General features: G+C 63.1%; 14 protein-coding genes. 3 read left to right on the plus strand and 11 right to left on the minus strand.

From position 1 onward, the window contains the following. Window positions 1-83: 83 nt before the first annotated feature. From B7X49_RS13100 to B7X49_RS13115, 4 genes are all read right to left on the minus strand, one after another. On the minus strand, window positions 84-455 hold the full coding sequence (locus B7X49_RS13100) for a pentapeptide repeat-containing protein (protein ID WP_286839703.1): 372 nt from the start codon (window positions 453-455) through the stop codon (window positions 84-86). 172 nt (window positions 456-627) lie between these two features. Further along, the gene (locus B7X49_RS13105) at window positions 628-1,422 is read right to left on the minus strand and encodes a xanthine dehydrogenase family protein subunit M (protein WP_286704696.1); all 795 of its coding nucleotides are present in this window, start codon (window positions 1,420-1,422) and stop codon (window positions 628-630) included. Window positions 1,423-1,435: 13 nt separating this feature from the next. Then, window positions 1,436-3,853: a xanthine dehydrogenase family protein molybdopterin-binding subunit gene (locus tag B7X49_RS13110; protein WP_286704695.1), complete on the minus strand. Its 2,418-nt coding sequence runs from the start codon at window positions 3,851-3,853 to the stop codon at window positions 1,436-1,438. Window positions 3,854-3,919: 66 nt separating this feature from the next. Continuing rightward, window positions 3,920-4,417, minus strand: a complete 498-nt coding sequence (locus B7X49_RS13115) for a (2Fe-2S)-binding protein (protein WP_286704694.1) — start codon at window positions 4,415-4,417, stop codon at window positions 3,920-3,922. 217 nt (window positions 4,418-4,634) lie between these two features. On the opposite strand from B7X49_RS13115, the gene B7X49_RS13120 reads away from it, so the two are divergent. Genes B7X49_RS13120 through B7X49_RS13130 form a run of 3 tightly spaced genes read left to right on the plus strand, consistent with a single transcriptional unit; the run spans window position 4,635 to window position 7,610 of the window. Continuing rightward, window positions 4,635-5,075: a GtrA family protein gene (locus B7X49_RS13120; protein ID WP_029312772.1), complete on the plus strand. Its 441-nt coding sequence runs from the start codon at window positions 4,635-4,637 to the stop codon at window positions 5,073-5,075. A gap of 53 nt (window positions 5,076-5,128) precedes the next feature. Continuing rightward, a complete protein-coding gene (locus B7X49_RS13125; RefSeq protein ID WP_286704693.1) occupies window positions 5,129-6,616 on the plus strand; it encodes an exopolysaccharide biosynthesis polyprenyl glycosylphosphotransferase in 1,488 nt (495 codons plus the stop codon). Next, the gene (locus tag B7X49_RS13130) at window positions 6,606-7,610 is read left to right on the plus strand and encodes a glycosyltransferase family 2 protein (protein ID WP_286704692.1); all 1,005 of its coding nucleotides are present in this window, start codon (window positions 6,606-6,608) and stop codon (window positions 7,608-7,610) included. The genes B7X49_RS13125 and B7X49_RS13130 overlap by 11 nt, the downstream gene beginning before the upstream one ends. A gap of 216 nt (window positions 7,611-7,826) precedes the next feature. Here the strand turns inward: B7X49_RS13130 and B7X49_RS13135 are convergent, their stop codons facing one another. From B7X49_RS13135 to B7X49_RS13165, 7 genes are all read right to left on the minus strand, one after another. Next, entirely contained in the window at window positions 7,827-9,965 is a 2,139-nt protein-coding gene (locus B7X49_RS13135) for a ComEC/Rec2 family competence protein (protein ID WP_286704691.1), read from the minus strand. Between the two features lie 93 nt (window positions 9,966-10,058). Beyond that, on the minus strand, window positions 10,059-10,808 hold the full coding sequence (locus B7X49_RS13140; protein WP_286704690.1) for an SDR family oxidoreductase: 750 nt from the start codon (window positions 10,806-10,808) through the stop codon (window positions 10,059-10,061). 24 nt (window positions 10,809-10,832) lie between these two features. Beyond that, the gene (locus B7X49_RS13145) at window positions 10,833-10,964 is read right to left on the minus strand and encodes a hypothetical protein (protein WP_286704689.1); all 132 of its coding nucleotides are present in this window, start codon (window positions 10,962-10,964) and stop codon (window positions 10,833-10,835) included. 23 nt (window positions 10,965-10,987) lie between these two features. Next, window positions 10,988-11,977: a D-erythronate dehydrogenase gene (gene denD, locus B7X49_RS13150; RefSeq protein WP_286704688.1), complete on the minus strand. Its 990-nt coding sequence runs from the start codon at window positions 11,975-11,977 to the stop codon at window positions 10,988-10,990. Between the two features lie 590 nt (window positions 11,978-12,567). Next, window positions 12,568-12,819 (minus strand): hypothetical protein, encoded by a 252-nt coding sequence (locus B7X49_RS13155; protein WP_286704687.1) that lies wholly within the window; start codon window positions 12,817-12,819, stop codon window positions 12,568-12,570. 18 nt (window positions 12,820-12,837) lie between these two features. Then, the gene (locus B7X49_RS13160; protein ID WP_286704686.1) at window positions 12,838-13,311 is read right to left on the minus strand and encodes a colicin E3/pyocin S6 family cytotoxin; all 474 of its coding nucleotides are present in this window, start codon (window positions 13,309-13,311) and stop codon (window positions 12,838-12,840) included. Continuing rightward, window positions 13,308-14,207, minus strand: a complete 900-nt coding sequence (locus B7X49_RS13165) for a DUF4123 domain-containing protein (RefSeq protein ID WP_286704685.1) — start codon at window positions 14,205-14,207, stop codon at window positions 13,308-13,310. The genes B7X49_RS13160 and B7X49_RS13165 overlap by 4 nt, the downstream gene beginning before the upstream one ends. Between the last annotated feature and the right edge of the window lie 136 nt (window positions 14,208-14,343).

The following is a 14,343-nucleotide window of genomic DNA, read 5'->3' on the forward strand; positions in this document are numbered from 1 at the left end:
CACGCCAGCCTCAGGCATGGTGAACATCATGATCGCGATCACCGGAATCAGTGATCGCGATCGACCGGAATGGATGATCGCGATCAACGGAATACGCACAAATTGCAACCATGCATCTCGATCGCATGCAGATCGCTACGCTCGAAGCTCGCGAAGGATAAATCGCACCGCCGGAACCGCGCATTGCGCAAATCCGCGAACGCAAACCGCGACCCGACCGGCGGATCGCCCGGCACGGTGAACCGGCATTCCTCGAAGCCAGCATCGCGCAGCACCGTCCGGGCGAAACCGCAGCGGGCAAACTGGCACCGCTCGAACCGCGCGCCGGTAAAATCGGCCGCACCGAAATCGGTATCCGGAAACTGGCAGTCGATGAAATGCGCATCCTCACAGACGGCGTCACCCCAATCGATCGACCGCAGGATCTCGCCGCTGATCGCTCTGCGGTCGTTCATTGCGGCCATTACGTCCGCGAGGGTCATGGGTGTGGGGCGGAAGGAAAAAAGAAGTTCTTTTTGAAAAAAGAACCAAAAACTTTTATTCGTTTGGTCCGTGCTGGCGATACCGGCACGGACTCAAGGACGGAAAGTTTTTTGGTTCTTTTTTTCAAAAAAGAACCGCTTGCCTTCACTTACAAGCCATCACCGCCCGCCGTGCCATCACGCCTACCAGATGCGCCCGATACGCCGTCCCGGCATGGATATCGCCGTTCATCAGGCTCTCCGGCGTCGTCACATCCTTCAGCGCATCGGCGGTGAAGGATTGATCGAGCGCCGCCTCCATCGCCGCGTGGCGGAACACGCCGTCATTGCCCGCACCCGTCACCGCAACCCGCGCGCCCGCGGCGGTCTTGGCAACGAACACCCCCACCATGGCATAGCGCGAGGCCGGGTTCGGGAATTTGGCATAAGCCGCCTTTTCCGGAATCGGGAACGACACTTCAGTGATCAACTCGTCGGGCTCCAGCGCCGTGGTGAACATGCCCTGGAAATAATCCGCCGCCGCAATGCGGCGCTTGCTCGTCACGATCGTCGCCCCCAGCGCCAGCACCGCCGACGGATAGCACGCCGAAGGGTCGTTATTGGCGAGCGACCCGCCGATCGTGCCACGATACCGCACCTGCCGATCACCGATGTTGCTGGCAAGTGCGGCCAGCGCCGGAATCGCGCTCGCCACCTCGGATGACATCGCCACTTCACGATGCGTCGTCATCGCCTTGATCACCAGCGCATTGCCCTCGCGCCGGATGCCGGTCAGGCCAAGACCCGCCAGATCGACCACCGCACTCGGCTTCGCCAGGCGCTGCTTGAGCACGGGAATGAACGTCATGCCGCCCGCCAGCGCCTTCGCCTCCGCATCGGCGCCGAGCGCCTTGACGGCATCGTCGATCGCGCCCGGCTTGTGATATTCAAAATCATACATCGCTCTGTCTCCTTTACTCGGCGGCCATGGGCGGCGCGCCCGCATTGATGCCCGCATTGATGATCGACCATATCTTCTGCGCCGTCGCCGGCATATCGACATGGGTAACCCCATAATCGCGCAACGCATCGACCACCGCATTGATCACCGCCGGCGGACTGCCGATGGCGCCGACCTCGCCGACTCCCTTGGCGCCCAGCGGATTATGCGTGCACATGGTCGATTCGGTGCCGACATGGATATTCACGATATTGTCCGCTCGCGGCATGGTATAATCCATCAACGAACCCGACAGCAGCTGGCCGGTCTCGTCATAGATCGCATGTTCCAGCAGCGCCTGCCCAATCCCCTGGGTCACGCCGCCATGCACCTGGCCATGCACGATCATCGGATTGATCACCCGCCCGATATCATCCACCGCGGTAAACCCGATCAGCTGCACCACACCGGTATCGGGGTCGATCTCGACCTCGCAAATATGGCAGCCGCCCGGAAAGGTGAAGTTCTTCGGATCATAGAACGCGGTCTCGTCGAGCCCGGGCTCGACCTCCTCGATCGGGTAGTTGTGCGGAACATAGGCCGTGATCGCGATCTCGGCGAAGCTTTTCGATTTGTCGGTGCCGGTGACGGTGAATTTGCCGTCCTTGAACTCGATGTCGTCGACCGCCGCCTCCATCAGATGCGCCGCGATCTTCTTGCCCTTGGCGATAATCTTGTCCATCGCCTTGACCATCGCCGAACCACCAACCGCGAGCGACCGGCTGCCGTAGGTGCCCATGCCGAACGGGATTTTGGCGGTATCGCCATGCACCACCTCGACGCTTTCGAACGGCACGCCCAACTGGTCCGCCACCAGCTGCGCGAACGTGGTTTCATGCCCCTGGCCATGGCTGTGCGTGCCGGTGAACACCGTGACCGATCCGGTCGGGTGCACCCGCACATTCGCCACCTCATACAGCCCAGCCCGCGCCCCGAGCGCGCCCGCCACCGCCGAAGGCGCGATGCCGCACGCTTCGAGGTAGGTCGACATGCCGATGCCGCGCAGCTTGCCCCGCTGCGCCGCCGCCGCCCGCCGCGCCTCGAACCCGTTCCAGTCCGCGATTTCCATGCAGCGCGCCAGCGTCGCTTCATGATTGCCGCTGTCATACATCAGCGCAACCGGCGTCTGGTACGGATAGGCATCGATCGGGATGAAGTTCCGCCGGCGGATCGCCACCCGGTCCATCCCCATTTCCTTCGCCGCGACATCGACCAGCCGCTCCAGCAAAAACGTCGTCTCCGGCCGCCCCGCACCACGATATGCATCAACCGGCACGGTATTGGTGAAAATCGCCTTCACCTCACCATAAATCGCGGGCGTGGTGTAAACCCCGGCCAGCAGCGTCGCCGACAAATAGGTCGGCACGGAGGGCGCGAAGGTCGACAAATACGCCCCCATATTCGCCATCGTGTTCACCCGCAGCCCGAGGAACTTGCCATCCTCGGCCAAGGCCAACTCGGCATGGGTGATATGGTCGCGCCCATGCGCATCCGTGATAAACGCCTCGCCGCGCTCGCAGGTCCATTTCACCGGCCGGTTGAGCTTCGCCGCCGCCCAGGTGACCGCCGCTTCCTCGATGTAGTGGAAAATCTTGGCGCCGAACCCGCCGCCGACATCGGGTGCCACCACCCGCAATTTATGCTCGGGGATCTGCAGCACGAACGCCCCCATCAACAGCCGGATCACATGCGGATTCTGACTCGTGGTATACAGCGTGTGCTCGCCCGATGATTGATCAAAATCCCCGATCGCGGCGCGCGGCTCCATCGGGTTCGGGATCAGCCGGTTGTTCACCACATCGATCTTGGCAATTTTGAACGCGGTCGCGAACGCCGCATCCACCGCCGCCTTGTCGCCGATGTGCCAATCGAAACAAACGTTACCCGCCGCCGCATCATGCACCAGCGCAGCCCCCGGCGCGGTCGCCGCCCGCATCTCGGAGACCGCCGGCAATGTTTCGATGTCGATCACCAGCGCTTCGGCGGCATCCTTCGCCTGCTCGGTGGTCTCGGCAATCACCATCGCGATCGCATCGCCCACGTAGCGCACCTTGCCCTGCGCCAGAATCGGGTGCGGCGGCTCGACCATCGGCGAGCCGTCCTTGCTGTGCAACTGCCAGCCGCACGGCACGCCGCCGATGCCCGCCTTGGCGATATCCTCGCCGGTATAGATCGCAACCACGCCGGCCATCGCAGCGGCCGCCGTGGTATCGATCGATTTGATCACGCCATGCGCCACATCCGAGCGTTTGAAATACGCATAGGCCTGACCCGGACGATTGATATCGTCGGTATAGCGGCCCTTGCCGGATAGAAACCGGTGATCCTCGGTGCGCTTCGGCGAATCCCCGATGCCACCCTTGATGATCACCGGATTTGACATGTCATTCATGGATACTCTCCCGTTTTATCGAACCCGCGCCGAACGATACCGGCGCGGCAGCACCCAGCCGCTCTTTTATTCGGCGGCTTGCGGCATTTGCTTCTCATGCATCAACGGCCACGCCGCCGCGATCGCCTTGACGATATTATGATAGCCGGTGCAGCGGCAAATATTGCCCTCCAGACCCTCGCGGATCTGCTGCTCGGTCAGACCATCCGGATGGCTCTCGACCAGATCGATCCCGCTCATCACCATGCCCGGCGTGCAGAAGCCGCACTGCAGGCCATGATGCTCGCGGAACATTTCCTGCATCGGGTGCAGCGTGCCATCGGCCGCCGCGAGCCCTTCGATCGTGATAACCTGTGCGCCCTCGGCCTGAACCGCGAGCATGGTGCATGATTTCACCGATTTGCCATCCACCGACACCACGCACGCGCCGCACTGGCTGGTGTCGCAGCCGACATGGGTGCCGGTCAGATGCAGCTGGTCGCGCAGCAACTCGACGAGCAGCGTCCGTGACTCGACCTCGGCATGCGCTGCCTTGCCGTTCACCGTGAGATTGATTTGGGCCATTGGTTCCTCCTGGCTGATCGTCGCATGATGATGGCGCGGAATCGGTTTGGTCAAGAGCGGTCCGACGCCGCAAAGCCGCCTGAACCGCTTTTTGAAACAATGTCAGCATAGTTTTTTATTGCCCATCAATCTCCACGCTCATTTTCCGCCCGCTCGAACCATCGCACCAACCGCCCGAAGCCTTTCCGCCGGCGCGCCGGGCTGGTATCGAGCGCGCGTGGCATCCCTCCCGTCCCCCATCGCCTTCCTCACCGCCCGCCTGCCCGCGCGCCATCGCGCCGCCGGCGGCGAGTTCCTGCGCTTCGGCCTGGTCGGTGCCCTCGGCTTCTGCCTCGATGTCGCCTTCGTCTACGCGCTGATCCCCAGCCTCGGTCTCTACGGCGCCGGCGCGGTCGCCTATTTCATCGTCGCGAGCATCAACTGGGCGCTCAACCGGCTATGGACCTTCAGCGACCGCACCCACCGCGCCGCCCACACGCAATGGTTGCGGTTTCTCGCGGTCAATCTGCTCGGCTTCATCCTCAACCGGGGCGCGTACTCCCTGCTGCTCGCCCTGTTCGTCCTGCCGCGCCATTATCCCATCCTCGCGGTCGCAGCCGGCGCTGCATCTGGCTTTTTAATTAATTTTTTACTTTCACGCCGCCTCGTTTTCGGTTAACTCCATAAAACCTCTGGTTGCATATCGCGAACCTGAGGCGGAGCTGGACCGGCATGCCGCATCAAGACGCCCATGTTTTTCTCACCGCCGCCCCAAAAACCACGCGGGACTCCGCAGCATCACACAACCCTGACGTTTATCCCCTGCGCCACGCGCTCGGCTGGGCCAGCGGCGTCGGCCTGCTGATCCTGGCCGATGCCACCGCCGCCCTCGCCGCCCCGCGCCTCGCCGGCCTGCTGATCGGCCCCGCCCCCACCCTGACCACCGGTGCCACCAACTGGCTCGCCTACGCCGCGTTCACCATCGGCTTCATGCTGTTCGCCGGGCTCTACGCGCCCGCCCCGGCCCGCGCTCCGCTCGACCATGCGCCCGCCATCCTGCGCACGCTGATCGCCGCCCACGTCGTCATCCTGCTCCGCCTCGCTTTGCTGCGCACCGCACCCGCCACCCCGCCGCTTGCCGCCTCGATCGCCTGGGCCGCCACCGCCTTCGCCCTCGCCGCCGGCCTCATCCTCGGCACCCGCACCCTCATCGCCCTCTGGTGGCGCCGCGCCGAACGCACCGCCCCGCGCGGCAGCATCGCCCTCGTGATCGCCGGCCCGTGCGACCGCGACCTGCGCGCCCGGCTCGATCGCCTGTCCGGCCGCAACCTCGGCTACCTGTTCGCCTGGGGCCTGCCGCAATCCGCCGGCCTGCGCGTGATCACCGCGGCCGATACCTTCGCCGCCATGATCCGCGCCGGCACCATCACCGATATCCTGGTCTTCACCCGCCGGTCCGACGATGCCGCCGCCCGCCGCCGGATCGACGCGCTGCTGGCAAGCCTCGCCGACCAGCCGGTGCGCGTGCGCCTCGCCTTCGACGCCGTCGCCGAAATCGGCGCCGGCGGCATCGCCCAAGGCCAGAGCCTGCGCATGGTCACCGTGCTCGACCGCCCGATCCGCCCGCTCGCCGCCGCCTACAAACGCGGCTTCGACCTGCTGGGCGCCATAATCCTGCTCATCCTGTTCGGCCCGCTGATGGGCCTGATCGCCCTGCTGCTCGCCCCATCCGGCCCGATCCTGTTCCGCCAACGCCGCATCGGGCTCGATGGCGCGCCCTTCACCGTCTTCAAATTCCGCACCATGCAGACCACCGCACGGACATCCGCGCCGCTCCAGGCCCGGCGCGACGACCGCCGGATCACCCCGATCGGCGCCATCCTGCGCCGCCTCTCGCTCGATGAACTGCCGCAAATCTTCAACGTGCTGCGCGGCGACATGTCCCTGGTCGGCCCGCGCCCGCACGCGCCCCACACCAGCGCCGGCGATTTCACCTTCGAACAGGCGCTCGAATTCTACGGCGTGCGCCACCGCGTCAAACCCGGCCTCACCGGCCTCGCCCAGGTGCGCGGCCTGCGCGGCCCGACCGACCATCCGGACATGATCGCCGCCCGCGTCGCCGCCGATCTCGACTATATCGAACGCTGGTCCCCCAGCCTCGACCTCGCCATCCTGCTGCGCACCATCCCCGCCGTCATCGGGGGCCGCAATGCCTTCTGAACCCGCAACCCTCCTCGCCGGCAACCCACCGCCCGCCACACCCTACGCGGCCGATGTCATCATCCTCAGCCACCACCGCACCGAAGCCACCATCGCCGCCATCCGCTCGGCCGCCGCCCAGACCGGCTGCGATCACCACGTCATCGTGCTCGACCAGAACTCACCGCCCGAAACCCGCACCGCGCTGGCCACACTCGTCGCCACCCTGCCCAACACCGCCCTCTACGCCATCGCGGAAAATCGCGGCGTGCCCGGCGGACGCAACCTCGCCACCGCGCTCGGCCACGGCCGCGCCATCATCGCCCTCGACAACGATGCCACCTTCGCCACACCCGATGTCGTGGCCCGCGCCGCCGCCCGCCTCGCCATCCTGCCCGACCTCGGCGCCATCGGCTTTCGCATCCTCGCCAGCGACGGCACCTCGCTCGACACCTCAAGCTGGGGCTACCCGAAATCCCTGCTCGCCGCCGCCGCCCGCCGCTTCACCACCACCGTGTTCGTCGGCTGCGGCCACGCGCTTGCACGCCCCTGCTTCGACAGCCTCGGCGGCTACGACGCCAGCCTGTTCTTCGCCTGGGAAGAATACGAATTCGCCCGCCGCGCCATCGCCGCCGGCTGGCATATCGAACACCACGGCGACCTCGCCATCACCCACGCCGTCTCGCCCGAAGCCCGCGTCAACTGGCAAAACGGCCGCTGGCGCTACGTCGTGCGCAACCGCCTGCTGATCGCACACGATTGGCACGGCACCGCCGGCATGCTGCCCCGCGCCACACTCTACCTCGCCCGCGGCCTGCTCGCCGGCCGCCTCGTCACCACCATCGCCGCCATCGCCGAAGCCGCCCGCCTCGCCACCGCCCGCCCCCGCCACCACACCAACGCCACCACCCGCAGCTACATCCTCGCCCACGAAACCGCCCACCGCCTCCCCCGCCCGACACCGCGCCCCGAACCTCCGACGCTGATGCCGGCCGGCCTTGAGTTTGAGCCTTGAGGAAGCAAGGCGGGGGGCTTTGCCCCCTCGACCCCCACTAAGGGCGGAGCCCTTAGAACCCGCTAGTTTTAGGCAAGGGGAGGGCGCTGCCTCGGATTTTCCGTCGATCTGGCCTGGGTCGCCCTCCCCTTGCCTAAAACTATTGGATTTTAAAGGCTCCGCCTTTAACGGGGTCCAGGGGCAGAGCCCCTGGCCTTTCTTCCTCAACGCTCAAACTCACCACCGCCCGGCATGGTGCCAGCGCGGTGGCCACGGCGGAACCCAGGGGCGGTTGCCTTGCACGGTGCGATCGGTGCGCACCACCAGCCGGTTTCGTCGGAACCAGACCGCCATCGCACCGTTACGCCACACGCTGAACCGATCGATCACCAACCGCCCGTGCCGGCGGCAGGTGCCGCGCAGGGGCCGGGGCGATATCACCACCGCGGCTGAACCGCACCCGCCGGCCCCGGCAGCCCGATCCGCGAGGTACAGCACCCGCCCGGCCGCGAACGCACAGCGCCCGTTGTCGCACACATCATCGGCAGCACCGTGCCGCACGGCATCGCCGGCCCAGACCGGCCGCCATTGCGCCAGGGTGAATTTATCCACGCGCCCCGCCTCGACAATCCGCACCACGCCGCCATCGCGCACCCCGGCGAGATTGCCGGTCGGCGACACCAGCACATCCGGCGCGCGTCCCAGCGTCATCGCCAGAACCCCCAGCGCGATCGGCGCGATCCCGGCGAAGCGCGCGCGCGACCGCAGCAACCCGAGCAGCGCGAGCCCGATCGCGACCAGCGCAACCGCGTACCCCGGGCTCGGGCTTATCTCGATCAGCGCGTGCGGCAACCCGCCGACCAGCCGCGCCACCCGCAGGATCACCGCGATGCCCCACCCCATCGGCACCAGCGCAAACCGCGCGAGATGCAGCGGCATCAGCACCAGCGCCGCCATGCCGAGCGGCAGCACCACCAGCGCCGTCAGCGGCACCGCGATCAGATTGGCAAGCACGTAATACGGCTCGATCTGCTGGAAATGATACGCCGCGAACGGCATCGAGGCACCACCCGCCAGAAACGAGGTAAACGCCAGCGCCGCGACATGCCGGCCCAGCCGCGCGCCGTGCGACGCCCCGCCGATCGAAAACCGCCGCCCGACCGCCTCATACCCCGCAATCAACGCGAGCACGGCGGAAAAACTCATCTGGAAACTCGGCCCCGGCACCGCCTGCGGCTCGATCATCATCAGGGCGAGCGCCGCCAGCGCCAGGCCCCGCAGCGACAACGCCCGCCGCCCCGCGATAATCCCCGCCAGCACCAGCGCCGCCATCGCCAGGCTGCGCACGATCGGCACATGAAACCCGGTCAGCGCCGCATAAACCACGCCGCCAACAAACGACACGACCGACGCCACAATCTTCGCCGGCACCCGCAGCAGCACGAACTCCGAAAACCCGACAATGAACCGCGCCAACGCATACAGCGTCGCCATCACGATGCCGATATGCAGCCCCGCCACCGCCAGAATATGCGCCAACCCCGCCGTAATGAAATCCTGCCGCTCCGCCGGCGGAATCGAATCCTCGAACCCGGTCAGCAACGTCGCCGCGATCGACCCGGTATCGAGCGGCATATCCCGCAAAATCCGCGCCGCGATCGCCTCGCGCACCTGGCGCAGCGCGCTGAACCACCCCGGCGGCGCCCGCGCCGTCACATCGAGCGGCGAAATCGCAAATCCCACCGCCCCGAGCCCGGCGAAATACTGATCCCGCCCGAAATTCCACCCACCCGGATAAGCCGGCCGCGACGGCCCATACAACAACGCCCGCAACCGCACAGAGTCACCCGCCTCGACCGCGATATCATCGCCCCGCCGCAACTTCACCCGCACCGCCCGCGCCTGCACCGCCCCGCCGTTCAACGTCGGATGCGCAATCCTGATCCGCCGCCCGGTCGGCAACAAATCCACCCCGACCACGCGCCCCGTAATCGTCACGCCATGATGCGGCACCACCAGCAGCTTCGGCATCGCCAGCGTCTGCACCTGCGCCCGGCCGAACCCCAACGCCGCCGCCAGCAGCAACACCGCCACACCGCGCGGCACCGCCCAGCGCCACACCAGCGCCAACACCCCCGCCGCGGCCGCGACCAGACCGCCCGAAACCCACACCGCAGGCTCCCGCGTCAGATCGAAATACACCAGCACGCCGCCACCCATCGCGACCGGCAGAAACAAAAACAGCCGCCCGCGCTCCGCCCCCAGAACCCGACCCGGCCAGCCGCCCAGCACCGCACGCCCAGCACCCCTGGCCCGCGCCACCACCCCAACCGACCGCTCGGCAATGATCAGCGCCGCACCCACCGCAAGCCTCAACCTATGATTGAGTCACCCTAGGCCGGGATCGCCCCGCCGCAAAGCAAAATCGCCCGCCGCACCCTGCGCCGACCCATCAAGCCCCGCGCGCCCCTACCCGCGCCCCGCAAACGGCATCGTCGTCGCCATCACCGTCAGAAACATCGCGTTCGCATCCGGCGGCAGCCCCGCCATATAAATCAGCGTCCTCCCCACCACATCGACATCCATGGTCGGCTCCGGCCTGATCGTCCCATCCGCCTGCGGCACACCACTCGCCATCCGCCGCGTCATCGGCGTCGCCGCATTCCCGATATCGATCTGCCCGCACGCAATATTATGCGCCCGCCCATCCAACGCGATCGTCTTGGTCAACCCGGTGATCGCGTGCTTCGTCGCGGTATAAGGCGCCGACCCCGGCCGCGGCGTATGCGCCGAAATCGACCCATTATTAATAATCCGCCCGCCCTGCGGCGTCTGATCCCGCATCATCCGATACGCCGCATTGGCGCACAGAAACGCCCCGTTCAAATTGACCGAAACCACATGAGTCCATTGCTCGAACGTCAAATCCCCGAAATTCGTGCTCGGCACATTGTTCCCCGCATTGTTGAACAACAAATCCAGCCGCCCGCACCGCGATTTGACCGCCTCGAACAACGCCGCAACCGAAGCCGGATCAGTCACATCCGCCGGAATCGCCAACGCCCGCTCCGGCGCCGCAGCCAGCCCGATCGTCTCAGCCAACGCATCCGCCCGCCGCCCGGTCAGCACCACGAAATACCCATCCGCCAACAGCGCCAACGCAGCCGCCCGGCCCACGCCACTGCCCGCTCCGGTCACCAATGCGATTTTTGTTGTCATTTTGCCTGTATCCTCCCCAAGAAATCAAAAAAAGCCGAAGGCAAGCACTTCTTTTTTGAAAAAAAGAAGCAAAAAACTTTCTGACTCTGGGGCATGGGCGGTTTCACCGGCACGGACCCAAATTAAAAAAGTTTTTTTTGCTTCTTTTTTGTTCACAAAAAAGAAGACTCTTCCCCTCCCTAAACTGCCACCACACCCCCCATCTCATCCTCGATATGCACCTGAATAATCTCATCGAACGTCGATTCCGCCTCAAACCCCAACGCCCGCGCCCGCTTCGCCTCGAAACTCGTCGGCCACCCCGCCACAATCCGCGCAATCGTCTCGTCAGGCTCCCGCCGGATCAACCCCACCGCCCGATCCCCCGCAACCCGCCGCAACGCCTCGATCTGCTCACCCACCGTCGCCGAAAGCCCCGGCAAACTCAACGTCCGCCGCCAACCCAACGGCGCCAGATCCATCGTCGCCGCATGCACCAGAAACCCAACCGCCGCCCGCGGGCTGGCATGCCAGTGCCGCACCCCCTCATCCACCGGCAACACCGCCTCCTTGCCCGCCAACGGCTCGCGCAGAATATTGGAAAAAAACCCCGAAGCCGCAGCATTCGGCGTCCCCGGCCGAATACAAATCGTCGGCAACCGGATCGCAATCCCGTCCATGAACCCGAGCCGCGAATAATCCGTCAGCAACAACTCACCAATCGCCTTCTGCACCCCATAACTGGTCAGCGGCGTGGTAAAAAACTCATCCCCGATCACCGCGGGAAACGGCGCCCCAAACACCGCGATCGACGATGAAAACACCACCCGCGGCATATAATGCGACCGCATATGCTCCGCCCGGATCGCCTCGAACAACAACCGCGTGCCGTCCAGATTGATCCGATACCCCTTGTCGAAATCCCGCTCCGCCTCGCCCGAAACAATCGCCGCCAGATGCATCACAACATCCGGCCGCCCCGCCACACAAACCTCGGCACTCCCCGGCACCGATAAATCGAGCGTATGCGTCACCACCTCACCCTCAAACCCCGCCGGCGCCACCGGCGCCACCGCATCCACCAACGTCAACCGCGTCACCGGCGCCGCCCCAATCACCCCATCCGCCGCAACCCGCGCCGCAAACTTACGCCCCAACATCCCGGCCGCGCCAATGATCAAAATATGCATTATGGTCTCCCCCGTTTCCTTACCGACGATTATATTTAAAATCAGGCTCACGCCAAGGGCAGCGGTGGGGGCGCAACGTCAGCAGGAAAGAAAGACTACTTTTTTGAAAAAAAGTAGCAAAAAACTCTTAATATCAACGCAGGAAGGTTCACCAGCGTATATCCAATAAGGCGAGAGATTCTTTTGTAACGATAGATCTGACAAAGTATTAGAGCACGTCTAGTATTTTTGCACAGAGGTTTTGACGGGTTGCTCGACATGAATATCGAGATCCATCATCCATACTTCGTCAAGGTTCGTTCTCAGAATGACCGCTATGGGTGGCTTTCTGCCGGTCGGCTTACGGCCGCGAAAAGCGGTTACCGGACACTCGCCTTATGGCGAGACTTGGCCGGAAGACGACCAGCAGGTTTGCAGAACGCTTTGGCAACTAGCGGGCATTCATCCGAGAAAGCCATACCGGGGTGGTTTTGAAGGATGTGCCTAGAGTTGTAGGTTTAATCGTCTGATAGAAAACGTGAAAAAAGCGCCCGGGATGCTCCGCGTTTGTGAGAGTTTTGGATTTAAAATTCACATTTTTCTAAAATCTTTTATTGACTTATTATCAGTCTTGTTTTCTCAACCTGCCAATCAAGATCGAAATTAATGTCTATATCTGGTATGTATTTTGAAAACTCCTTAAGTTGTTCAAGTGAAACATCATATCCCCCTCCTGAATATTGAAATTTCATTATTTTTTCAACATATTCGTCGGATATATTTTCTATATAAATATCCTGTTCCAGATTTTCTGTCGTTTTATTAAAACCAGATAAATTCCAAACATCTTTATATTTTTTCATATTTTACCCTTTCTTCGCTTAAGGCTCTACAAGCCGCTTGGGATCGGCAGGTTTAGTTTGTTCACCAGTGTCGGGATCAAACTCTCCAAGATGTCTTCCTTTGGGGTCATACTTTTCGACTTTACCATGCTGGTAGTCCCATTCATAGATTTTGCCACTTTTGTCCTTCCACCTCTTGCGCTTTCCACCACCCTTTTTTGGTGTCTTTCTCTTGGCCTTTTTTGCGTCCGGATATGCAGGTAGGTCGTTTGGTGCCGGTACGTACCCATGGTCCGGGTTCTTGGCATCGGAACATGTTGAGGTAGGCTGCGTTGCCTTCGCTTTTAGTCCTTTGTCAGCTTTGTCATTGGCGTTCGTGACCGCTTTCGCAGCAAGAACCGTAGCACCTAAGCCTACCAAGCCTCCGATGACCATGCCTGCAAGAGCACCGACAGGGCCAGCAAAGGCACCAACTTCTCCGCCGAGCTCGGCTCCTGGAAGTACACCACTCATGTCAATATATCCTGATGGCGTAATTGATCCGCCATCACGTCCATCAACGTCCGAAGGGCTTGGTCAGGAGAAATGCCAGCAGCCGCAATGCCAGCGCGCACCGGCTCCATAGTCACTATTCCTCCCTGTGTTGCAAGCATCAGCCAAGCAAATCGGCCAAAGCTCGCCTCGGTAACAAGCCCCCAACTCCGACCGATTATTTCAGACCTCTCAATGAACTCGAACAGAGTCCGGTCATCCATGGTCACCGTTTGCGCCGAAGCAGTATCTCGGAGATATGCCGCTATCGTTTTCCGGGAGCGATCGACCATCGCCTTTGTGATCTGCTCCATCTGCGCCACCGATAACCGGATGCGCCCGCGCTCTGGTTCTGGCCAGGTCTCCCTTCGTTTGGCTTCGCGCGCGCCATCGAGCGAGTGGGCATAAATCGCCAGCGCATCCATCGGGCCAAACAGCCGTGCCCTCTGCGCTGGTTCCAGCACCGGCAACACCAGCGCCATCACCGATGGGTCCCAATGCCGGAACAGAACCGTTTCCGGGTCGGCGGCAAACGGATCAGGCGGCGCATCAACAGGCCGGGGAACATCAAACAGATTGAGGCTCCGCAAATGTCGAAAAATTACCGGCTCCTCAACCGCACCACCCCAGAATACTGAAGCTGTCTCAATCCCCTCAATCAGCATCAGGCTTTCAAGATGCCGCTCATCAAGAGCAGCAAACCACGGCCCGGACTGCACCGTAGCGGGATCGCCATGCTCAATGAATAGAGAGCGCACAAACACATCCGCCTTTGCCGTCAGACCAGGCGCATCGGGCAGCAACGTTCCATCGATCACCACATAAATCGGCCGAGGCCAGTTCCGCATCACCGCCAGAAGATCAGTTGGCGCGGTCATCTGGCCTTCCGAATAAATGGCGCACCCGCCTGGGCGGCATTACTCATCGGTCGGTAATTAAGACGACATTTTGCTAGTCGTATGTTTGCGGGGGTGATATAATTCCGGCATGAAACGGGACGGTCGCAGATTTGAT

The organism is Acidiphilium sp. 34-64-41 (assembly GCF_002282635.1).
Classification (GTDB): domain Bacteria; phylum Pseudomonadota; class Alphaproteobacteria; order Acetobacterales; family Acetobacteraceae; genus Acidiphilium; species Acidiphilium rubrum.

Bases quoted from the DNA above. Each gene is read 5' to 3' on its own strand.
- B7X49_RS13100 (WP_286839703.1), bottom strand. From the start codon at position 455: ATGAACGACCGCAGAGCGATCAGCGGCGAGATCCTGCGGTCGATCGAT.
- B7X49_RS13105 (WP_286704696.1), bottom strand. From the start codon at position 1,422: ATGTATGATTTTGAATATCACAAGCCGGGCGCGATCGACGATGCCGTC.
- B7X49_RS13110 (WP_286704695.1), bottom strand. From the start codon at position 3,853: ATGAATGACATGTCAAATCCGGTGATCATCAAGGGTGGCATCGGGGAT.
- B7X49_RS13115 (WP_286704694.1), bottom strand. From the start codon at position 4,417: ATGGCCCAAATCAATCTCACGGTGAACGGCAAGGCAGCGCATGCCGAG.
- B7X49_RS13125 (WP_286704693.1), top strand. From the start codon at position 5,129: ATGCCGCATCAAGACGCCCATGTTTTTCTCACCGCCGCCCCAAAAACC.
- B7X49_RS13130 (WP_286704692.1), top strand. From the start codon at position 6,606: ATGCCTTCTGAACCCGCAACCCTCCTCGCCGGCAACCCACCGCCCGCC.
- B7X49_RS13140 (WP_286704690.1), bottom strand. From the start codon at position 10,808: ATGACAACAAAAATCGCATTGGTGACCGGAGCGGGCAGTGGCGTGGGC.
- denD (WP_286704688.1), bottom strand. From the start codon at position 11,977: ATGCATATTTTGATCATTGGCGCGGCCGGGATGTTGGGGCGTAAGTTT.
- B7X49_RS13155 (WP_286704687.1), bottom strand. From the start codon at position 12,819: ATGAAAAAATATAAAGATGTTTGGAATTTATCTGGTTTTAATAAAACG.
- B7X49_RS13160 (WP_286704686.1), bottom strand. From the start codon at position 13,311: ATGAGTGGTGTACTTCCAGGAGCCGAGCTCGGCGGAGAAGTTGGTGCC.
- B7X49_RS13165 (WP_286704685.1), bottom strand. From the start codon at position 14,207: ATGACCGCGCCAACTGATCTTCTGGCGGTGATGCGGAACTGGCCTCGG.